Consider the following 21,151-nt stretch of genomic DNA (forward strand, 5'->3'; position numbering starts at 1 on the left):
GGGCGTTATGGATCTTTTAAGTTTTGCTATCAACTCTTGATTAAGGAGGGGAGCCGCCGGCTAGAAGGTCCAATGAGATGGCCGAGCCCGAGAGGGTTGCTGCGCTAGTGTTGCTCTGGGACCCTCCAGCGATAGCGGCCGTGCTGCGGGGGGACCCGTCTCTATTGTTGAAGGAAGACATAAATATGAATTACTATTTACTAATAAAAAAGGCATACAGCTTGGAGAACTTTGACGAGTTTAAGAGGATTGTAAAGGAAGGGCTGGGGGCGCGTTGGGACCCGGAGCTCAAGGCTTGGGTCGTGAGGCCCGCCCTGAGGGACTACCAAACGGTGACGGAAGCCGTAACGGTCCTTAAAGAGATGGGTGCACGTTTCGAGCTGGTAACTGAGGAAGGCCCGGTTCCAGTGGAGCTGGACGTCGATGACGTGGACGCGGCCTTCCTAGAGGGGTCGGCGATTATAAACGAGCTAGCTAAGGATATATCACTATTAGTAAAGTTCAGAACAAAGAAGGACAAAGAGTTGTTCTTTAGATTGGTTGAACTGGCTCCATATTACAAAGGACGCTTCTACTTGCCCCCCTTCGGTCGCTTGCCGGCTACCTTGGCCCAAGATGTGGCCGCTAAGGCGACTTCCTCGACCGCCCTCGTTGCCTCGCAGAGGAGGGAGCAAGGGTACCCACTGTTCTTAGGGAACTCTGTTGTCGTTAAGGTCAGCGAGGAGAAGGCGGAAGAGTTGCAAACGAAGCTCGCCCCTTACGAGGACTGCGACGTAGAGTCTCCAGAGATAGAAAGAGAGAGGAGGGAGAACGCCCTCAGCTATTGTGAGTACCGCTGGACGAACTACGCGGGGGAACTGGTCAGAGAGGGGAGGCTTACCAGGCTTTACGAGATAACTTTAGAGGACGGTTCTGCCTACATCAGAACTTTTAGAGGCTTATTGATTAGACTGCTTAGGCATTTGAATGTGGACGTCGATAAGTTATATGCAGACTTACCCTTGGAACCCAATGCGGACTTCTTACGGGACTACCAGAGAGTCGCGGTATCCCAAGCGCTGAAGATGCTCGCCGTTCAAGGGGCGGCGACCGTCCAAGCCGCCACGGGCGCCGGGAAGACGGAAATGGCAGTAGCCGTAGCGAAGACTCTTCTGGAGAGCGGGCAGGTGAGGAAGGTTTTCTTCTTAAGCTTAAACAGAACCTTGAACGTTCAAGCTGTAATGAGGTTTAAGAAGTACGGATTAAGCGCGGGGCTGGTGGACTCAGAGAACTTCCAAGTAGGGGAACCCGTGGTGGCTTGTACGGTGCAAACCCTCTATAGGGCGCTAGTTAAGGTCGGGAAGGCCAAAGAGGTTAAGGATGACGTGGACGAGGAGATAAGGATGGACTACGCTGAGCTGAGCGACGACAAGGCAGAGAGGCTCTTCGAAGAGTACATGAAAGCCGGCTTGGTGATAGTGGACGAGGTACAACACGTCCCCGCCCGCACGGTCTCCGAAGTGGTGCGTGCCAACCCGTGGTCGCTAAGGCTAGGCCTCTCGGCTACCCCTTGGAGGGACGACGGAAAGGACGTTCTAATTTACGCGTTGATAGGGGACGTGGTCCCTAAGAGGATAACCTCTTCGGAGCTGATAGAGAAGGGGTATTTGGTTCCGGTGGAAATAATAATGTTAAAGAGGAAGGTAACCGTGGACCGCGAGGACCTCAAGGCGTTGGAAGGTCTACAAGGCGCTCAGAAGTACGTCAAGTTGAAGAACTACATATTCTATGACTCCGAGAGAAACGCGCAGATAGCGAGGGTAGTGAAGAAGCTGCCGAAGCCAGTACTAGTCTTAGTAAAAGAGGTAAAACACGCACACGAGTTGTGTAAGGCCATAAAGTCGGAGCGCCTCTCGTGTGCGGTGCTGACCGGCAAGGAGAGCTCCTCCCAGAGGGAGTCCGTCCTGAGGGCAGTCTTGAGGGGAGACTTGGACGTGGTAGTTGCTACCACCTTGGCCGACGAGGGCTTGGACCTCCCGCCGCTTAGGTCATTGGTCTTGGCGGCCGGGGGGAGGTCGCAGACGCGCACCCTCCAGAGGGTCGGGAGGGTCACGAGGCCCTACCCCGGCAAGGAGGTGGGCATAGTAGTTGACGTCTGGGACGACGACCGGGAGGCAGGAGGGATATTTTATAGGCAAGGGCTGGCCCGCATGTCCCTTTACCGCACTGAAGACATGTGGAAAATTGTGGTTAAAGATATTAAACAATTTCTGAAGGAGAAGAACTGAGCGCGAATGTGATTTAAAACGTAGCTCGCAGGCGGTCCGGGAGGTCATATGGCGGACACGGCCCACAAGGTGATGGCAGAGGCAATAGGCAAGATAGTACTAGTCAAACTGAGGGACGGTAAGGTCAGGGGGAGGCTGAAGACCTTCGACATGCACTTGAACATAGTCTTGGAGGATGCCGAGGAGGTCAGGGAAGACCAGACGAGGCCCTTAGGAACAATATTAATCAGAGGAGACGGCGTAGTCTTCGTATCTCCAGTGGAGGTGTGAGGCCATGAGCAAGGGCACTCCCTCGTTCGGCAAGCACAACAAGGGCAAGACCCACATAAGGTGTAGGAGGTGCGGCAGACACTCGTTCAACGTTAGGAAGGGGTATTGCGTCGCTTGCGGCTTCGGGCGCTCTAAGAGGATGAGGCGCTACAGCTGGCAGAACAAGAAGTCTTGGACCCGCGTTAGGCTCAAGTAACTTTTAGTTCTTTCCGTATTCCTTGCAACCGGAAGGTGTGACGCGTTGAGCGTAGACGAGAAGGTGGCGAGGGCCCTAAAGGGCACTACGACCGTCGGCATAAGGTCCGAAAAGGCGGTCGTCCTCGCGGCGGACAAGAGGGCCACTGCGGGGAACTTCATAGTCCACAAGAGGGTGGAAAAGATAGTGAAGATCAGCGATTACATGGCGATGACCACGGCCGGCCTCGTAGCAGACGCTCAAGTGCTCGCGGACGTGTTGAGGATGGAAGTGAAGAACTACGAGCTGTTCCATAAAAAGAGAATGAGCGTTAAGGCCGCGGCCACCTTCTTATCGAACGTGCTCCACTCGGCCCGCTTCTACCCCTACATAGTTCAACTGCTAGTGGGCGGCTTTGACACCGCCCCCAGGCTCTACAGCTTGGACTGGTTCGGGACGGTAGCTGAAGAGGAGTTCTTAGTCACCGGCTCCGGCTCTCCGATGGCCGTTGGGGTCATCGAGGCTGAGTACAACCCCAATATGGACTTAGAGGAGCTGGTGAACTTAGCAGTGCGCGCGGTCTTCGCGGCCACTCGGAGGGACACCGCCTCCGGCGAGGGCATAGACGTCGCAGTCATCGATCGGAACGGCATCACAATGCGCCATTACCGCTTAGGTGATGTAATAAGGCTTGTGCGCCCGTAAGAAATAGGTTTTTCACTCCTCTGAGGAGGAGTTCTGGGCATTAAGCTATGAAGAAGGTGTTGGCGTTCTTACTGACGTTAGCGGCGGCGGCCTTGGCGCAGAAGCTGGTAGTTCCAACTGCGATGAGCTGTGTTATTTCCGCTAACTACCCCAAGTTCGAGGTCCCCGTTCCCGTAATAACGATAAACGCGACCTCCCTCACGGTGCGAGTAGACGCTTGCGGCTTGGTTTCTTCTAAGGCTTACGTAGCGATGGCCTATACCAAAGGAACTATAGGTTTGGAGTTGCCCCTCAAGGAGCTGAGGTACAAGTTCCCTTGCGGCGCTATAACAGTTGAGCTAGTCAACGACAAGGGAGAAGTTGTAGATGAGAGAAAAATAGCGTTTACTTTAGAGGTAATTAATATGACGGAACCAATAATGATGTGTACGGCCTCGAGTGAGCTCACCGAGCTAGCTCTAAACAGTACCGAGGACGTGATTAAGTTCCTCAAAGCTGCTTACGATGGAGAAGCCTTCGAGACGTCGTTGTACATAGAGGCGTATAAGCCTACCTCCGTAACGGTTTACCTAGAGGGTCTAAAGGCCCGTTCGGCGGTCCCGAGCGTAGGCGTAGCAATCATTAAGGACAACATTGTAAGGATAATTAGAGCAAACGACACTAAGGCTATTACGCTGTACCTCGTGCCTACGAAGCCGGTCGCCTCTGTAGAGGCGTTCTCCAACGACGGCGCTTTCGCCTACTTCTCCTTGAACGCGACCTCCACGGACCCGGACGGCGACGGACTCCCAAGCGGGAAGGAGCTTCTCACTTACCGCACCAACCCCCTCAACTCCGATACAGACGGAGATGGCTTAACCGACTACCAAGAAGTTAAGGTGTATCACACAGACCCCTTGAAGCCTGACACCGACGGCGACGGCCTAACTGATTACGAGGAGATTAAGATCTACAAGACTAACCCGCTTAACCCCGATACAGACGGAGACAAGCTAACAGATTACCAAGAGGTTAAGGTTTACCAGACCAACCCCTTGTCCAACGACACCGACGGAGATAGGCTTACCGATTACGAGGAGGTCTCGCTCTACCACACCAACCCCCTGAACCCTGATACGGACGGGGACAAGCTAACGGACTATCAAGAAGTTAAGATCTACAAGACTAACCCGCTTAACCCCGATACAGATGCCGATGGCCTAACAGATGGCGAGGAGGTCTTGGACTACGGCACTAACCCGCTTAGCAACGATACGGACAGAGATGGCCTGACCGACTACCAAGAAGTTAAGGTCTACCACACTGACCCGCTGAGGGTTGACACCGACAGAGACGGCCTCGACGACTACCAAGAGCTTTCTTACTATAAGACCAACCCCTTGTCCAACGACACCGATAAGGACGGCCTAACGGACGGCGAGGAAGTCCTAAAGTACAACACCAATCCGCTTAATCCCGATACAGACGGAGATGGCTTAACCGACTACCAAGAAGTTAAGGTGTATCACACAGACCCTCTCGCCCCCGATACCGACAAGGACGGCTTGACGGACTACGAGGAAGTGATGCTATACCACACGAGCCCTACGTTAGCGGACACCGACGAGGACAAGCTAACCGACTACCAAGAGGTTAAGGTTTACCACACCAACCCTCTAAGCAACGACACCGACAAGGACGGCTTGACAGATTACCAAGAGGTTAAGGTTTACCACACTGACCCGCTTAACCCCGACACAGATGCCGACGACTTGACCGACTACGAGGAGATAATGAAGTACCACACCGACTACCTCTCTAACGACACCGATAAGGACGGCCTAACGGACGGCGAGGAAGTCCTAAAGTACAACACCAGCCCGTTTAAGGTCGACACGGACGGCGACAAGCTAACAGATTACCAAGAGGTCAGAATATACGGCACTAACCCCCTGAATACCGACACCGACGGAGATGGCTTAACCGACTACCAAGAGGTCACCATAGGCACCTCCCCGCTCAAGTCCGACACAGACAAGGACGGTTTGACGGACTACCAGGAGACGGTGATATACCACACCAACCCCCTGAACCCTGATACGGACGGGGACAAGCTAACCGATTACGAGGAGATAATGAAATACCGTACCAACCCTCTAAGCAACGACACGGACAAGGACGGCTTGACGGACTACGAGGAAGTGATGCTATACCACACGAGCCCTACGTTAGCGGACACCGACGAGGACAAGCTAACCGACTACCAAGAGGTTAAGGTTTACCACACCAACCCTCTAAGCAACGACACCGACAAGGACGGCTTGACGGACTACGAGGAAGTAGAGGAGCACAAGACTAACCCGCTTAACGCGGATAGCGACGACGACAAGCTGACAGATTATCAAGAAGTTAAGGTGTATCACACCGACCCGCTCAGTCCCGACACCGACAGCGACAAGCTAACCGATTACGAGGAGATTAAGGTCTACAAGACTAACCCGTTCGACGAGGACACCGATAGCGACGGCTTAACAGATTACCAAGAGGTTAAGGTTTACCGTACCGACCCGCTTAACCCCGACACCGACAGCGACAAGCTGACCGACTACCTCGAAGTCGAGGTCTACCACACCGACCCGCTTAACCCCGATACAGACGGGGACGGCGTTTGGGACTCCGTGGACGCAGCACCGCTGGGCGACGTGAGGCTGGTGGTAACGGTGTCGCTCTACCAAGTGTACAACGTACCTCTCGAATATTTGAACAAGCTCCAAGCCTCCGTGGGCGCCCCCGGGAGCTCAGTTACGGAGAGCGTCTACAAGCACGTGATAACTTACACTTACGACTTAGATGACCATAAGCCGTACGCGGTTATAGACGTAGCGCTGTTCTTCGAGAAGGACGGAAGCGTGGAGGTAGTGGACGTTAACCCCGTGTTCGGGGCGAGGACGCTGAGGTTTTACGTAAAACCCGTAATGAAGAACGTTACTTTCAACGGTACCAGCGAGTCCGTCCCCACCGAGCTACAAGTCTACTGGAAGGAGGACGACGAAGTCGTGGAGCTGGGCTCGCTGAAGCTGCCGGTGCTCAGGAACGCCACCAGCGTAGTGGTCATACCGTTGAAGACGGACCTGTTCGCCGGCAACGTGTCTCCCAGGGAAGCGGGGGCCTACGTGGCGTCCATCACGGTGGGCTTCAAGCTGTTGATTGTCCCCACGAAATGATTTTTGTCCCTACTCCTCCTACACTCCCGGTAGGTGTTTATGGTAACCGTTGCCGTCATAGAGGGCGACGGTATAGGCCCCGAGGTCGTGGGCGCGACCCTTAAGGTGCTCGAAAAGATAAGGGAAACTTTCAAACTGCCGCTGGAGTTCGTCTTCGTGGAGGCGGGCGACAGAGCTAAGGAGAAGTACGGCGAGGCCCTCCCTAAGGAGAGCTACGAGAGGCTCCTACGAGCGGACGCTATACTCAAGGGCCCCGTCGGCGAGACGGCAGCGGACGTCATAGTTAGGTTGAGGAGGGAGCTGGACCTCTTCGCCAACATAAGGCCCGCGAAGGTCTTGCCCGGAGTCCCCGCACTTAAGGAAAATGTAGATCTAATTATAGTTAGGGAAAATATAGAGGACCTTTACGTTGGTGCCGAGAACCTCTTGCCCCAGACCTCCTTGGGCCACAAGGTCGCGGTGGGCCTCAGACTGGCTTCAGAGAGGGAGACGAGGAGGGTGGCGAAGGTCGCCGCGGAGTACGCTAAAGCCCGTAGGAACAAAGTAACTATAGTACACAAGGCTAACGTAATGAGGGTGACGTGCGGGCTCTTCAGAGACGTCGCGAAGGAGGTCTTGGAGGCTGAGGGGGTTGAGGTAGACGAGATGTACGTGGACGCGGCCGCTATGGAGTTGGTCAGAAGGCCGGAGAGGTTCGACGTAATGCTGACTCCGAACGTCTTCGGGGACATACTCTCCGACTTGGCGGCCCAAGTGGTCGGCAGCTTGGGCTTGGCGCCCAGCGGCAACATAGGCGAGGAGCGCGCGCTGTTCGAGCCGGTCCACGGGGCGGCCTTCGACATAGCGGGTAAGGGGATAGCCAACCCTACGGCGACCATGCTAGCGGCGTCGATGATGTTGGAGTGGTTAGAGAGGAAGAAGGGGCTCCCCAAAGGGGCGGAAGCGGCCGCTGCGCTTCAGAGGGCGATAGAGAAGGCCTTGTCAGAGGGAGTAAAGACGCCGGACTTGGGCGGGAACTACGGCACCTTCGAGTTCGCAGAAGAGGTCGTTAAGAGGTTGCAGCTTCCTTAGCCCTCTCCCTCTCCTCTAAGACCTTTTCTACGATCTCCCTCAGCTTGTCCTCGGTAACCCTAATGCCCATGTCGCCGAGCCTCTTAACCTCGTCTAACACCCTTAGGACCACGTCAGGGTCCGTGGGGTAGCCTAGGGTCTTGAGGGCGTATTCAACGCCGTGCCTGCCGGAGTGCTTGCCGAGCACGATCCTCCTCCTCTGGCCGACCATTTCCGGCTGTATGGGCTCGTAGGTGAACGGGTTGTTGATCACCCCGTGCACGTGTATGCCGGACTCGTGACTGAAGACGTTCTCGCCGACGATGGGCTTGTTAGGAGGTATCGGTATGCCGGTTATCTTGGACACCAGCAGGCTGGTCTCGTAGAGCAGCTTAGTGTTGACGCCGGTCCTCACGTTCAGTAAGAACTCTAGGGCAGCCACCACTTCCTCGAGCGCGGCGTTGCCGGCCCTCTCCCCTATCCCGTTCACGGTCACGTGGGCTTGCCTGGCGCCGGCCTCTATGCCGGCTATGCTGTTCGCTACGGCCAAGCCGAAGTCGTTGTGGCAGTGGACGCTGACTATCCTCCCCTTGGCGGCCGGCAGTATGAACTTTATTAGGTACTTCATCCTGGTGGGCGTCATGACTCCTACGGTATCGGGTATGTCCACCCTGTCCGCCCCCGCGTCCACTACGGCTTCAACCATAGTGTAGAGGTAGTTGAGGTCTGCCCTGGTGCCGTCCTCGGGGCTGAACTCCACCGTCACCCCGTGGCTCTTCGCGTATTCCACCGCCTCTACGGCCCTCCTGAGGGCTTCCTCTCTGGTCATCCTAAGCTTGTACTTCAAGTGGATGTCCGAAGCTGCTATGAACACGTGGATCGCGTCCACGTCGGCGTCCAGAGCCTTATCTATGTCCCTCTTGTTCGCCCTAGCTAGGGCCACTATCTCCGGGCCCAGTCCCTCTCGGGCAATCGCCTTAACCGCCTCGAACTCGCCTTGGGACACTGCCGGGAAGCCGGCCTCTATGCTCGCTACTCCTAGCTTCGCGAGCTGTCTCGCGATCATCAGCTTCTGTTCCTTGGTGAAGCTTATTCCGGGGGTCTGCTCGCCGTCACGTAAGGTGGTATCAAAAATGCGTACCTCTTTGGGGAGGTTTTCCAGCTCTTCCGCTATCCTTACGCCCTCAACAATAAGCATCTCCTAACGCGGGTCTCCCGAGGACGTTATAAAACTACCCGCGCGCTTTCCACTCATAACCCAACGCTCTGCTCCATCAAGGGAGATAGGAGTTGCCGAAGGACTTCTTGAGGCAGATAGTAAACCCCACCTTGCTCGAGTTCGAAATACCCGTGCAGATATTGACAGAAATAAGGAAGAAGCTAGAGCTGGCCGAGAACAAGTACAACTTCAGCGCATTCGGGGGTGACCCTAAGAACTTGGTCAAGTTCTTCCAATCGCCGCTCTGGAAAGAGGTCGTCGAACTCTTTGACGCGGCGGGGGCTAGGGCGGCCCTCATAAAGATCCTAGAAAAGACCAAAGAAGCCTACAAGGACGACGAGGAGATAGTAAAAGCGGTCGAGAGGGCGCTGGAAGAACTAAAGAAGGGCGGGGAGGTCGAAAAGGTTACCAACGTTCTGGACATGGTTAAGAAGGCCGTCGAAGAGGTAGTGGGCGACTTCGCGGAGGTGAAGCTCTCGGAGGATAAGGTAATAGTAGAGGGAGATAGGTTCGAGGCGAAGGTGGAGGAACACGGAGGCAAGTACAGCGTGAGGCTGGAGGTCCGGGGAGTCTTCGAGGCCTCGAGCCTCGAGGAGATCAAGGGGTTATTGAAGGAGGCTAAAGAGTTAGCTTCGAAGCTCGTACCTCCATGATCGAGCTCTAAGTACTTTTTAAAATAGCAGTTCCCCGTCCAGGCGGGGGTACGTTGGGGGGCATCAAGATACCCAGCGAGTACTTCGAATACATAGTAATGGCACTCGAAATAATGCTGATACTGTTAACGGCGGCGTTCACCTTCCTCTCGCTCCTGTGGTTCGGCCAGACGCTCGCCAAGGACTTCATCCACATAAGCGGGAGCGGCGAGGGCTTCGCGGTCACCAAGGAGGCAATAGTGGAGCTGTTGGACATAACCTTGCTAACCCTAATAATTATAGACGTCCTCCAAATAGTGGTGGCTAGGTATACCAGCTCCTACGACTACTTGCGCATAGCCGTGGAGGTGGGCATGCTATCGCTACTGAGGGAGCTAATATCAGTCGAGATCAAGAAGCCCGACCCAATCAAAGTGCTCTCCTTCGCCATAGCGATACTTATGCTGTTCTTCGTCTGGCTGGGGCTTAACAGAGCTAGGGTGGTTGACGCACTGAAGGAGAGCCTCCTCAAATAGGCTTAGGTCCTCTATCCAAACGGTAGAGAACTTTTTGATTTGAGGGTCCCTCACGCCTATGGAGCAGCCGGACGCGAGCATTGCCGGCACGTCTATCAAGCTGTCGCCCACATATATTACCTCCTTTAGCCCTATGTCCAATTTTTCCAATAATTTCTTCAATCCCAGCGCCTTGTTCTTCGGCTCCACGACGGGCTTGCACTCGTAGCAAGGGTTGGCCAGCCACAAGTGGACCCCGAGGAGCTCGGCCACCTTGGCCGTGCTGGCCTCCAGCCCCGCGCTGAGCAGGCCCACTGCCATCCCCCTTCGCTTAACCAAGTTGACCGAGTTGGCGGCGTTGGGGTGTACGTAATCCACTACTCTTTCCATAATTCTTAACACGTCCTCCCTCGTCAAGTCCTTCTTCGCGGACTTCCACCTCTCCCAGTCCCTCCTGCACCACTCCTCGTAACTTATTTCGCCGCGAAAGTATTTCTTCATATCATCCAAGGATCCGGACGTCCCCAAGCTTTTGTGGACGAACTCCCAGCTGCTCTTAAAGGTTAGGAGCACGCCGTCCACGTCGAACACGGTAGCTCTATACTTCAACCCTTCAAACCCTTCGTCCTGGCCCTCGAAAGGTGTTTTCTGGGAAACGCCCTTCCTCCCGCTCGAAAGGGGAGGGCCGGAAGCTACTGTAAGTGAGGGGAAGTTGGGGTTAGAAGAGGTGGCTAGGACCTTCGCCGCGTTGGGACACCCGGCAAGGCTAGCGATGGTGCTGTACTTGAGTAGGTCTAGGAGAGGCGTGGTCTGGGAGGCCCTCCGCAACGCGCTGTTAGAGCACGGGATGGACGGCGACGAGAGTTACGTTAACTTCCACTTGACGCAGCTTATCAACGCCGGCGTGGTCCTTAAAGTGAAAGTAAAGAGCGGCTTTTACGTCTACAAGCTCAACAGTAAGATAAACAAGTGGATCCGGCTGAACAAGATAAGGGAGGAAACGGAAAAGGGCCCCCCCGGGCCGACCCGCGGGGGAGAACTTGAAGGAGCAGTTGGAGGCGAGGTACATATCGAACACAGAAGCTCTGGTGATGCTAGAGAAGAGGTGGAAGGAGCTGGGACCGGACGCGAGCAAGATGGAGTACACGGCGATAACGAACAGCGTGAGACACTTGAGGCTAGTGATAAAGTGCACGTTGGACAAAGTTAGGGAGTTAGACGAGTTCTTGAAGGAAATGGGCCTCGAAGAGGAAGCCCGCGTCGCGATAGAAAACGAGTGCCCAACCGAAGTGGACTTCTTGAAGGTGGTGTTAGGCGTAGTTCCAGACTTGGAACTGAGCGAGGAAGAGATGGAACAAATAGTGGAAAAAGTGAGGGAACTCCTAAGCTCTTAAAGTTCTTCGTCCTCGCCTAACATTTCTTCTACACTTAGGTCTACCTCGGGCTCCCTTATACAGCCCTTCTCCTTTAAGTTCTGGAACACTTTCTCTACTGCCTTACTAACCTCTTCTTCCTTCTTCGCGCCGGTAACCACCATCTTACCCGAGGAGAACAAGAGCAAGACCACTCTAGGCTCGTCCAGTCGGTATATGAGGCCCGGGAACTGCTCCGGCTCGTACATGCTGTTCTCCAGCAAGTAGGCCGCCTTCTCCAGGTGGACCTCCACACCCAAGTTGGCGGAGGCCACTATGTTCTGTATCTGAATGCGCGGCCTTACCTTGCCGCTCACTATACCTTTCGACTTGAGGATGTAGAATATCTTCTTAACTGCTGTTATTAACTCTTGGGTGCTCTTCGCGCCGGTAACCACCATCTTACCGGACTTGAATATAAGGGCCGTAACCCTCGGCTCTTCCAACCGGAATATGAGGCCCGGGAACTGGTCCGGGTCGTATTCCACGTTGCTGTCGAATTCCTTTTCAATTTTCTCTAGGTCTATGTTTTGGTCTATGGAAACCGTGGCTACGATGTTTTCTATTTTTATACTGGGCTTCGCTTCAGCGTCGAGAGACAAAGTGAGACCCGCTTTTTAAGGATTTTTAAAGGGTTTAAATATTCTTTGCTCGTTTAGATCCCGGTCCACGGCTCTATGTAGTCTTTGGGCGCGCTTTCGAAGGGTTCCAAGTACTTCCTCAAAGCCCTCGGAATCCTCACGCGACCGTCCGGCAGTTGATGGTTCTCTAAGATGGCCGTTATTGTCCTCGTAGTTGCGAGCGCGGTGGAGTTCAAAGTGTGTACGAAGTCGTGTTTCTTCCCTCCCTTTATCCTGTACCTTATCTTCAACCGGTAGCTCTGCCAGTCCGTGCAGTTGGAGGCGCTTACGAGCTCCCTATACTTGCCTTGGGCAGGATACCAAACTTCCAAGTCGTACTTCTTGGCTGCGGGGCTGCCGAGCTCGCCCCCGCAGACGTTTACCACCCTGTAGGGGAGCTCCAGCCCTTTGACGAGCTCCTCCGCGTTCCTTATCAGTTCCTCTAAGACCTCCCAGCTGTCCTCCGGCTTGGAGAAGACGAACTGCTCAACTTTGTGGAATTGGTGAACTCTGAATATACCCTTTAAGTCCCTGTTCCCGGCCCCCGCCTCCTTCCTAAAGCAAGGGCTCACCCCGGCCAACTTTATGGGCAACTCGCTTTCGTCTATTATCTCTTCCATCTTGTAGGCAGCTAGGGGGTGTTCAGAGGTGGCGATCAAGTACAAGTCTTCTCCCTCGATCTTGTATATTGCATCCTTGAAGGTCTCGACGTCTATCACGCCCCTCAGCACTTTGTACCTCACCATGTAGGGCGGTTCCACGAGCACGAAGCCCTTTTTGCTCAAGAAGTCCATAGCGTACATCATTAGTGCGTAATCCAGCCAGACGAGGTCCTTGAAGAGGTAGTAGAAACGGGAGGAGGCCACTTGGGCGGCCTTGTAGGTGTTGCCGAGCCTCAGCACCTTCTCCAGCATGTCCGCGTGGCCTACGGGCTTCTCCTCTACTACCTCGTGTTCTACCTCGAACCCCCACCTCTTCGTCTGCTTCTCGAACTCCTCCAAGTGACCCTTCCAGACCTTCGGCTTCCCCCAGAAGCGGACGGGCACGTTGTGGTCCTCGTCGCACCCCTCCGGGACGGAGGGGTGGACGAGGTTCGGCAAGGAGAGGAGGATCTCCTCCCTCTTGGCCTCTAACTCCTTCAGCTTCTTCTCAAGCTCCTCCTTCAATGCCAATAGCTCTTTCGCCTTTTTTATTAGTGCTTCCCTCTCGGCCTTGTCCTTAGCCTTAGCGACTTCGCGGGTTATCTTGTTGTGTTCGTGGCGTAGCCTCTCCACTTCTTGGAGGGTCTTCCTCCACTCCTCGTCCACCCTTATCGCTTCATAAACGGGTTGGGGGTCTTTGCACCTCTTTTTCATGGACTCTATTAGGAGCTCTGGGTTGTTCCTCAGCGCCTCCAAGACGCTCCACGGCATTTCGGGCTCTCCGACGTCCTTACGTGGGGCGTAATATAGGGCCTAAGTTTGAAGAGGGGAGAAGGGGTTGGGCCGGGAGTGACCCGCCCCGCGCCCATCGGACCCCGGGACTCGGGGCTACTAAGCGCGGGACCGGGGTTCCGAAGGAGGGAGCGTGATGGGGCTTAAAATTGTTGTGGCGCCGGGGGGAGGACTCGAACCTCCGGCCACCGGGTTAACAGCCCGGCGCTCTACCAGCTGAGCTACCCCGGCTCCGGGGGAGGGAGACTCTAACTGGTTAATAAATTTTTCGAAAAAGGTTCATAACCCCTAGGGCCCCAGCGTCCCCCGAGCCGGGGTGCCCGAGCCTGGCCAAAGGGGTCGGGCTTAGGACCCGATGGCGTAGGCCTGCGTGGGTTCAAATCCCACCCCCGGCACCAAGGAGCTCCCAAACTCCTCGCCCTTGACGGGCCACCTCGCGCAGTTCCTTCATGCGTCCGAGGCGAGCGAGGAAAGGGTTAATGCTTAAGGGGTTCAGGCCCCGTGACCTATCCGCTCACCGATCGCCCGGCCAAGGTTTCATCACGCGAAACGCCACTCCGTTTCCTTGCCCTTGTCCAACAGCTTGACCCCGAGCTCGTCCAGCTTCGACCTTATATAGTCGGCCAGCTCCCACTGTTTCATCTCCCTCAGCTTGCTCCTCACTTCAACTAGCAAGTCTATGAACGGCTCAACCCCTTCGTGGACCCTCTCTTCGAAGACCTCAAAGACCTTGTCGGCCTCGTTGACGAACTCTAAGACGGCTAAGGAGACTTCCCAACTCCCCTCTTCTATGGCCTTGTTGCCCAACCTCAACGCCTCCCTCACGGCCGCCCACGCTTCGGGGGTGTTGAAGTCGTTGTCCATAGCGTCGTAAAACTCATTCCTAATCTTCGAGACTTCGTAAATGGCCTTTATTTCCCACTCGTCCAGCTTGCCCTTTGGACTCTCCTTTTTAACTATCTTCCTCAACTCGTCGACGGTCATTCTCATCCTAGTTAAGCTCCTCTTGGCCTCTTCTAGCCTCTCCCACGAGAAGTCCAGCTCCGTGCGGTAGTGGGCGGACGACAGCCAGTACCTAACTACTTCCGGCTCGAAGCTCTTCAACACGTCCTTCAACGGCACTATGTTGCCCAAACTTTTACTCATCTTCTCCCCTTTGACGGTCAAGTAGCCGGAGTGGAGCCAGTACTTCACCCAAGGCCTGACGCCGAAGCGAGCCTCGCTCTGAGCTATTTCATTTTCGTGGTGCGGGAAGATCAAGTCCCTAGCGCCGCCGTGAACGTCGAACTGCTTACCCAAGTATTTGCTACTCATAGTGGAGCACTCTATGTGCCACCCCGGCCTGCCCTTACACCAAGGGCTGTCCCACCAAGGTTCTCCGGGCTTGGCGCACTTCCATAAGGCGAAGTCGTACGGGTTCTTCTTGTCCTTGACGAACTCCTCTTGACTCCACATCTTCTTGTCCTTTATCCCGGAGAGCTGGCCGTAGTAGGGGTACTTGTCGACGTCGAAGTAGACCCCGCTCTGGGTGACGTACGCGTAGCCCTTGTCCACCAAGTCTTGAACGAACTCTATTATGTCGTCTATATGATCTGTGACCCTCGGGTGGACGGTGGGGAAGACCTTTAGTTTTTTCATGAGCTCGAAGTACTCGTTCGTGTAGGTGTCCGCTACCTCCTTCCAGCTGACGCCGAGCTCCCTCGCCCTGTTTATTATCTTGTCGTCTATGTCGGTGATGTTCTGAACGTGGATCACGTTATAACCCTTCAACCTTAAGTATTTTTTAATTATGTCGAACGCCACCCAAGTCCTCGCGTGGCCTATGTGAGAGTGGTCGTAAACCGTCGGACCGCAGACGTACATCCTAACCAGAGGGGGCTCCAAAGGCTTGAAGTCCTCTAACCTCCTAGTTAACGTGTTGAAGACCTTCAGCAAGGGTGGACCCCTCGCGAGAAGGGGGCGGCGCTTAATGGGGCTTCAACAAAATAACTTCGCCTCCGCGCCCCTCATGGGATGGAAAAAATGCTCGTAAGGCCCCCTGCCGTCGCTGGGACCTTCTACCCGGCCGACGCCGAGGAGCTGATTAGACTGATAGAGTGGAGCTTCACCCACCCCCTGGGACCCGGAGAGGTTCCAGAAGTCAGCCCCGTGAGGAGGAAGGCTAGCGTCGGTTACATGGTGCCCCACGCGGGCTACATCTACTCCGGCCCCGTAGCCGCTTGGAGCTACTACCACTTGGCCCAAGAGGGGGCGCCCGAGACGGTAGTGATAATTGGCCCCAACCACACCGGCTTGGGACCGGCCGTATCGGTAATGCCCCCGAGCATTTGGGAGACCCCGCTGGGGGGCGTGAAGACGGACGATGAGGCCATAAGCGAGCTCCTAAAAGTGAGTAACGTGGTCGAGGAGGACTACAGCGCCCACGCCTACGAGCACAGCTTGGAGGTGCAACTCCCGTTCCTACAGTACCTCTTCGGCGACTCCTTCAGGATAGTGCCGATAGTTATGAAGGTCCAGACCCCTTCGGTGGCGAGGCTGTTAATGCAATCCATAAAGGAAGCCATGGAGAACTTAGGGAGGGACTACGTAGTCCTCTCCTCCTCAGACTTGAACCACTACGAGCCCCACGACATTACCGTAGAGAAAGATATGCTGGCGCTCGAGAAGATAGTGAACTTAGACCCGGAGGGCCTTCAAGAGGTCTTGGTGAAGTACGACATAAGCATGTGCGGCCCCGGCCCGGTTATGGTCAACATGTACTTGGACAAGGAGTACGGCGCGGAGAGGGCGATCTTGCTCAAGCACGCCACGTCCGGGGACACTTCCGGCGACAAGAGCGCGGTAGTAGGGTACGCGGCGGTCAAGTTCCCCTTGCCTTAAGGGCCTCCGCGGTCAGCCTCAAACCCTCTTCCAAGCTAACCCTAGGCCTCCACCCGAAGGCCGCCAGCTTCGTGACGTCTGCAACGCTAACCCTCACGTCGCCAGGCCTCTCGGGGAGGAAGACCATCTCTGACTTCGAGCCAGTTAGTTCAATAATTTTCTTTGCTAGGGTTATTATGCTCACGCCGCGGCCGCTCCCGACGTTGTAAGTTCCTTCGGGGATTTCCCTTACCAACTTGAACGCTTTCACGACGTCGTCTACAAACACGAAGTCCCTAACTTGCCTCCCGTCGCCGTAAATCCTCAAGGGCTCCCCCTTCAGCGCCCTCCTCAAGAACTCTCCCACCACCCCCCGACTGGGGGAGGCGCTGGGGCCGTAAACGTTGAACAGCCTCAAGGTCCAAGCCCTCAACCCGAAGGCCTTGCGGTAGGAATTGACCAAGGCCTCGCCCGCGACCTTAGTGGCGCCGTAGACGTTTACCGGTTCCAACGGGTGTTCCTCCGGCACCGGGACGACCTTGGCTTCCCCGTAGACTGCGGCCGTAGAGGCGAACACCACAGAAGCGTCCGCGAGCCTCGCGGCCTCCAACACGTTCAAGGTACCTTCCACGTTCACCCTCACGACCTTTGCGGGCTCCCTCAAGGACTCCTCCGCCTTGATCTCGGCCGCTAGGTGGTAGACCAGCTCGCAGTCCCTCAGCTCGACCTTCAAGTCGTCCAACAAGAGCACGTTCACCCTCGTGAACTTCACGTGAGGGACCGGAGGGGGAGCGAGGTCCAGTACCTTTACCTCGCCTTCTTTCAAGAGTTCTTCGACCAGCTTAGAACCTATGTAGCCGGAGCCCCCCGTTATGCAGATCAAGACGACCTTTCCGGGAGCCGAGAGGCGAGGAGGACAGAAAAGCCTTCAGAGCGCGCCGTGGGCCTTGAACCACTCTTCGTACATCTTGAGGGTCTCCTTCTTTATGCTTGGTTTTCTCCTCCTCAAAGCCCACAGCAGGTCGTCCATGGTCACCGGCCTCGGCTCCCCGACGCCGCCGTTCTTTTCGAAGAGCTCCCTCACCACCCTCATGTAGGCGTCCCTCACCAAGGCCACTATGTCGGCCGACGAGTAGCCCTCGGTCAGCTTCGCCAAGGTGTCCACGTCCACGTCTTCGTGCTTCACTTTAGAGAGGGTCTTGAGCAGTAACCTCTTCCTCGCCTCCTCGTTGGGAGGGGGCACGTAGATCCTCTTTTCGAACCTCCTCACGAAGGCTTCGTCCAACTTCCACGGCTTGTTGGTGGCACCGATGACGTACACTTGAAGGTTCGAGCCCTTGTCTTGCAAGCCGTCCATCTCTTTTAGGAATTGATTCCTCATCCTGGTCTCGCCGCCGACTTCGTTGGCGTAAGTGCCGAAGAGGGAGTCTACCTCGTCTATGAATATTATGACGGGCTTCCCGGAGCTCGCCACCTCCCTTGCCTTGTTAAACAAGCTCGCTACGTTCTTCTCGGCCTGGCCTAGCCACTTGCTCATTATCGTCGCCGCGTCTACGTAAATGAACTCGGCGTCCAGCTCGTTCGCGACCGCGGCGGCCAGCAAGGTCTTGCCGCAGCCGGGCGGCCCGAACAAGAGTATGCCCCTCGGCCACCCCAGCGGGAACAAGTCCGGCCTCTTGGCCGGGAACACTATCGCTTCCTCTATAGCCCTCTTCGCGTCCTCGAGGCCCACGACGTCGTCGAAGCTCACCTTAGGCTTAGTCGTAGTTTCTATCTCTTGTACTACCTCTTCCTTTCCCACGGGCTCGCTCATGATCTCCTCTTGTAAGGCGTTTAACTTGAGCTTTATGTTCTTCAAAGATTCCAAGTACGCCTTTTTCAAGGGGTGGTCTGGGTACAAGTCTAGGAGCTTCTGTATCACTTCAGCGGCGTTCTTGTAGTTCGCCAGCGCCTCGTCCCTGCGGCCCACCGCTTCAGCCTCCTTAGCCTTCCTTATGTAGAACTGTGCCAACCTGTCCAGCCTACTCAACTCGACGACCTCCTAATCTTGATTTTCCCCCTCTTCTCCAACTCGCTTAAGGCCTTCCTGACCTCTTGCTCGCTCACCCCCACGTGTTGAGCGATCTTCCTCACACTGAGCTTGTTGCTGTAGCCGAACTTAACGTAAGTTTCTATGACCTTATAGACCTTTTCTACGACCTCTTCGAAGTCGTACTTGGCCACCATCCCGTCCACCAACAACACCGGAGAGGGCTCTGGCACGGCCTCCTCTGCAACCCCGGATACTCTTGGGTTCTCCTCGTTCACGTAGTTTTTGTATATGAAGTCCGTATCCACGTCGGGTAAGGCGGCCTTCCTAGAGGTGCTTAGAGTCTCTTCCATTCTATTTAAGACCAGCTCTGCTTGCGGCCTCAACGCCTCCGATAGGAGCCACAAGTTGCTCCTGAGCGCGCTTTCGATCTTCGACATGGACGCTATCGCATCTACGTACTCTCCCTCCCTCTCCAAGCGCTTCCTTTCCGTCTCTATGATTTTCAACAGCTTCTTTAACTTCATTATTTTATTGTTGATATCTTCTATGTTCTGCTCCAGCAGCTTGGCCTTCTCGAAGTCGCCCTTCCTCCTCGCCTCTCTGTACTCCTCCGCGAGTTCCTCCCTCTCCCTCTCGAGCGAGTGGACGTATTTGGCTAGCCTCTCCCCCCACTCGAAGGCTTCGTATAGGCGCTCGAAGTACTTGTCCTTGAGCCTCCTTTCCTTCTTCTTTCTGAACGGAAATACCATGGTTCTCTGCACCTCCTCGGAAGGGCGGCGCCGCGGGGTCAGTCTTGCAAGTCTATCATTATGGGGGTCGTGGAGGTCTGCGGGGGCTCTACGGCCTTCGGCTGCTCCCTCACCTCCGCGGGCTCCCTCTCGAGCCTCTCGAGCTTCTCCAGCCACTCCTTCAAGGCCCTCTTCTCCTCGTTAACTATTTCCTTCTGCTGTCTGATGGTAGCCGCGGCCTGCTGGTACCTCCTTTCGCTTATCTCGCCGGCTATGTAGCTCATCTGGAGGTTAACCAAGGCTTTCTCCATTTGTATCATCTGGTCCTCGAGTTCGTTTATCCTTTCCCTTATCATCCTCTTCACGTCTGCGAGCCTCTCCTTCAGCTTGCTCATCTGTTGCTCGACCTTCTTCTTCGCCTCCGCGACCAAGTCGGGGTTGAAGTCGTCGTTGTTAGACATGGTCTCTAAGGCCTTCAGCCTCCTCATAGCTGTGTCGAGCTTCCTGTACACGCTCCTAGCTTCCGACATCCACAAGGGCATTATCACGAGCTTGCCGTCCTTCTTCCCCAGCCTCTCGGCAGGCACGGTGGTGAACTTGTTCTCCCCGAGGGCGAGCTCCACGGCCTCGACCTCGCCGTCTATGTTAGAGTAAACGCTGACTAAGGTGCCTACCACCCTCCCGAAGGGGTCTTGAACGTGAGAGCCCACGAACTGTTCCACGAAGCTTATCTCCATAACACTACCCCGTTGGGGGTATAGTTGGAGGTCTGCAGCTTTTGAAGCGGTGGGAACGCGGGCACCAGCCTCTTGCCGCACCCGTACTCGGTGCACTTTATGTAGGCCAAGGTCAAGTGGACTCCGGGACACAAGAAGCCGAAGAAGGCCCTCCCCTCCTTCAGCTCGCTCTCCACTAGCTTGCACCCGTTCCTCTCGAGCTCCGCCACCAGCTCCAGCGCGCCCGCCTCGGCCTTTTCGAGCAAGCCCTTATAGTTGGGTACCACCGCGTAGAGGAGCTTCCCCTCTACCGCTACGAAGGCCTTAGTATAGTAGTCGTCCAGACCCAAACTTTCTCCCTATCTGGACGGACCCTCTTAGTCTAAAAGGGAAACGCATACGAGTCCAAACCCAGTACAGCGGCTCTGAACTCCCCGGGGGCGAGCACTACCTTCTCCCGCACGTCGCCGAAGTCGTCCAAGGCCAGCCGGGGACAAGAGAGTGTGACCACCACTTCCTCCGGCAAGTTCAGTACGAACTCCCTCGTAAGGATTAGGGACTTATACACCCTTACCCTCATTCCCGCCTTCTCCGCCATCTCTTTCAGCGCCCTTACGAGCCCGGGCCTCGCTTGGCCCTCGTGGCCGTCCACTAGCGCGACAGTTTTGGTGTTCGAAGCCTCCTTCACCAGCCACATTCTCCTCGCCAAGGCCTTAGTCGGGTCCAACCTCTCGACCCGCGACGAGTAGGGGTCGAAGGCCAGCACGTCGCGCTTCAAGTACAGCGCCGCGCCCAAGGCGTGGAACCTCCCGCCGGCGACTATTAGGTAATCGTCGTACCCCCTCCTCAAGTTCCTGTAGTCGCAGCCGAGCACTTGCCCCTCCTTAAGTCCCTTGGACGTGAAGGTGAGGGGCTCGAACCCCCACCCCCTTAGGCGCTCCTTTAGCTCGTCCAACAAGTTCAAGTGTTGGACGACGGCTCCCAATACCACTCTCTTACCCTTCAGTTTGTCTTTGACGACTTCTACGTCGGTCTCGACTTCGACAGGCACCTCCAAGTACAAGGTGGGCTTCTTTGGGGTCCACCAAGGGTAGGGGTTGTGGCCTAAGTGTATTATAGCGTCGCCCTCGAGGAACTCGTACGCGAGGCAGCCGCCGAAGACGGGCATTGCAGATATCTCGCACTCGACGCTCACCAGCTCACAAACTCTCTTCGCGGGCTTGAAGAGGCCGGGAGGGGCCTCGACTAGGACCTTGGAGGGCTTGACCTCCTTTATAAAAGCCTTTACCTTTTCCTCATCTAGGACGTACCTCAA

General features: G+C 55.6%; 20 protein-coding genes, 2 tRNA genes and 1 pseudogene. 11 read left to right on the forward strand and 12 right to left on the reverse strand.

Annotated features, from left to right (window positions below):
• Positions 1-77: 77 nt before the first annotated feature.
• The 6 genes from IGNI_RS05030 to IGNI_RS05055 are packed head-to-tail and all read left to right on the forward strand — an operon-like array spanning position 78 to position 7,691.
• The gene (locus tag IGNI_RS05030) at positions 78-2,267 is read left to right on the forward strand and encodes a DEAD/DEAH box helicase (RefSeq protein WP_012123121.1); all 2,190 of its coding nucleotides are present in this window, start codon (positions 78-80) and stop codon (positions 2,265-2,267) included.
• Positions 2,268-2,315: 48 nt separating this feature from the next.
• Positions 2,316-2,537: an LSm family protein gene (locus IGNI_RS05035; protein WP_012123122.1), complete on the forward strand. Its 222-nt coding sequence runs from the start codon at positions 2,316-2,318 to the stop codon at positions 2,535-2,537.
• A gap of 4 nt (positions 2,538-2,541) precedes the next feature.
• Entirely contained in the window at positions 2,542-2,733 is a 192-nt protein-coding gene (locus IGNI_RS05040; protein ID WP_012123123.1) for a 50S ribosomal protein L37e, read from the forward strand.
• Positions 2,734-2,778: 45 nt separating this feature from the next.
• Positions 2,779-3,417: an archaeal proteasome endopeptidase complex subunit beta gene (gene psmB, locus IGNI_RS05045; RefSeq protein WP_012123124.1), complete on the forward strand. Its 639-nt coding sequence runs from the start codon at positions 2,779-2,781 to the stop codon at positions 3,415-3,417.
• Between the two features lie 47 nt (positions 3,418-3,464).
• A complete protein-coding gene (locus IGNI_RS05050; RefSeq protein ID WP_012123125.1) occupies positions 3,465-6,620 on the forward strand; it encodes a binary toxin-like calcium binding domain-containing protein in 3,156 nt (1,051 codons plus the stop codon).
• A gap of 39 nt (positions 6,621-6,659) precedes the next feature.
• Positions 6,660-7,691 (forward strand): isocitrate/isopropylmalate dehydrogenase family protein, encoded by a 1,032-nt coding sequence (locus IGNI_RS05055; RefSeq protein ID WP_012123126.1) that lies wholly within the window; start codon positions 6,660-6,662, stop codon positions 7,689-7,691.
• Here IGNI_RS05055 and IGNI_RS05060 read toward each other — a convergent pair.
• A complete protein-coding gene (locus IGNI_RS05060; protein ID WP_012123127.1) occupies positions 7,669-8,868 on the reverse strand; it encodes an isopropylmalate synthase in 1,200 nt (399 codons plus the stop codon). The two genes, IGNI_RS05055 and IGNI_RS05060, sit on opposite strands and share 23 nt — an antisense overlap.
• 92 nt (positions 8,869-8,960) lie before the next feature.
• Between IGNI_RS05060 and IGNI_RS05065 the strand changes: the two genes are divergently transcribed.
• Positions 8,961-9,542: a hypothetical protein gene (locus tag IGNI_RS05065; protein ID WP_012123128.1), complete on the forward strand. Its 582-nt coding sequence runs from the start codon at positions 8,961-8,963 to the stop codon at positions 9,540-9,542.
• 53 nt (positions 9,543-9,595) lie between these two features.
• The gene (locus tag IGNI_RS07910) at positions 9,596-10,057 is read left to right on the forward strand and encodes a phosphate-starvation-inducible PsiE family protein (RefSeq protein ID WP_052570193.1); all 462 of its coding nucleotides are present in this window, start codon (positions 9,596-9,598) and stop codon (positions 10,055-10,057) included.
• A gap of 60 nt (positions 10,058-10,117) precedes the next feature.
• On the opposite strand, the pseudogene IGNI_RS07915 reads toward IGNI_RS07910, so the two are convergent.
• Positions 10,118-10,627, reverse strand: a pseudogene (locus tag IGNI_RS07915) (HAD-IB family phosphatase); the annotation flags it as partial.
• A 449-nt stretch (positions 10,628-11,076) separates the two neighbouring features.
• Here IGNI_RS07915 and IGNI_RS05075 point away from each other — a divergent pair.
• Complete coding sequence (locus tag IGNI_RS05075; RefSeq protein ID WP_012123131.1) at positions 11,077-11,430, forward strand: Rpb4 family DNA-directed RNA polymerase subunit; 354 nt, start codon at positions 11,077-11,079, stop codon at positions 11,428-11,430.
• Here IGNI_RS05075 and IGNI_RS05080 read toward each other — a convergent pair.
• The 3 genes from IGNI_RS05080 to IGNI_RS05090 all read right to left on the reverse strand — a co-directional run bounded on the left by IGNI_RS05080 (position 11,427) and on the right by IGNI_RS05090 (position 13,732).
• Entirely contained in the window at positions 11,427-12,050 is a 624-nt protein-coding gene (locus IGNI_RS05080; protein ID WP_012123132.1) for a TATA-box-binding protein, read from the reverse strand. The two genes, IGNI_RS05075 and IGNI_RS05080, sit on opposite strands and share 4 nt — an antisense overlap.
• Positions 12,051-12,103: 53 nt before the next feature.
• A complete protein-coding gene (serS, locus tag IGNI_RS05085; RefSeq protein WP_012123133.1) occupies positions 12,104-13,480 on the reverse strand; it encodes a serine--tRNA ligase in 1,377 nt (458 codons plus the stop codon).
• 176 nt (positions 13,481-13,656) lie between these two features.
• Positions 13,657-13,732, reverse strand: a tRNA-Asn gene (locus tag IGNI_RS05090).
• 79 nt (positions 13,733-13,811) lie between these two features.
• On the opposite strand from IGNI_RS05090, the gene IGNI_RS05095 reads away from it, so the two are divergent.
• A tRNA-Leu gene (locus IGNI_RS05095) sits at positions 13,812-13,899 on the forward strand.
• A gap of 142 nt (positions 13,900-14,041) precedes the next feature.
• Here IGNI_RS05095 and cysS read toward each other — a convergent pair.
• Entirely contained in the window at positions 14,042-15,436 is a 1,395-nt protein-coding gene (gene cysS, locus IGNI_RS05100) for a cysteine--tRNA ligase (protein WP_012123134.1), read from the reverse strand.
• Between the two features lie 87 nt (positions 15,437-15,523).
• Between cysS and amrB the strand changes: the two genes are divergently transcribed.
• Positions 15,524-16,381, forward strand: coding sequence for an AmmeMemoRadiSam system protein B (amrB, locus tag IGNI_RS05105; RefSeq protein WP_012123135.1), 858 nt, complete (start codon positions 15,524-15,526; stop codon positions 16,379-16,381).
• Here the strand turns inward: amrB and IGNI_RS05110 are convergent.
• Genes IGNI_RS05110 through IGNI_RS05135 form a run of 6 tightly spaced genes read right to left on the reverse strand, consistent with a single transcriptional unit; the run spans position 16,362 to position 21,151 of the window.
• The gene (locus IGNI_RS05110) at positions 16,362-17,243 is read right to left on the reverse strand and encodes an NAD-dependent epimerase/dehydratase family protein (protein WP_012123136.1); all 882 of its coding nucleotides are present in this window, start codon (positions 17,241-17,243) and stop codon (positions 16,362-16,364) included. The two genes, amrB and IGNI_RS05110, sit on opposite strands and share 20 nt — an antisense overlap.
• A gap of 45 nt (positions 17,244-17,288) precedes the next feature.
• Positions 17,289-18,389 carry an AAA family ATPase gene (locus IGNI_RS05115; protein WP_012123137.1) on the reverse strand — a complete coding sequence of 367 codons (1,101 nt, stop codon included), beginning with the start codon at positions 18,387-18,389 and terminating at the stop codon, positions 17,289-17,291.
• On the reverse strand, positions 18,386-19,141 hold the full coding sequence (locus IGNI_RS05120) for a DeoR family transcriptional regulator (RefSeq protein ID WP_052570197.1): 756 nt from the start codon (positions 19,139-19,141) through the stop codon (positions 18,386-18,388). The genes IGNI_RS05115 and IGNI_RS05120 overlap by 4 nt, the downstream gene beginning before the upstream one ends.
• Before the next feature lie 38 nt (positions 19,142-19,179).
• Positions 19,180-19,857, reverse strand: a complete 678-nt coding sequence (locus IGNI_RS05125) for a CdvA-like protein (protein ID WP_012123139.1) — start codon at positions 19,855-19,857, stop codon at positions 19,180-19,182.
• Positions 19,848-20,186, reverse strand: a complete 339-nt coding sequence (locus IGNI_RS05130) for a hypothetical protein (protein WP_012123140.1) — start codon at positions 20,184-20,186, stop codon at positions 19,848-19,850. Before IGNI_RS05130 ends, IGNI_RS05125 begins: the two co-directional genes overlap by 10 nt.
• A 32-nt stretch (positions 20,187-20,218) precedes the next feature.
• Positions 20,219-21,151, reverse strand: a complete 933-nt coding sequence (locus tag IGNI_RS05135) for a diphthamide synthesis protein (RefSeq protein WP_012123141.1) — start codon at positions 21,149-21,151, stop codon at positions 20,219-20,221.

This window comes from Ignicoccus hospitalis KIN4/I, assembly GCF_000017945.1.
GTDB lineage: Archaea > Thermoproteota > Thermoprotei_A > Sulfolobales > Ignicoccaceae > Ignicoccus > Ignicoccus hospitalis.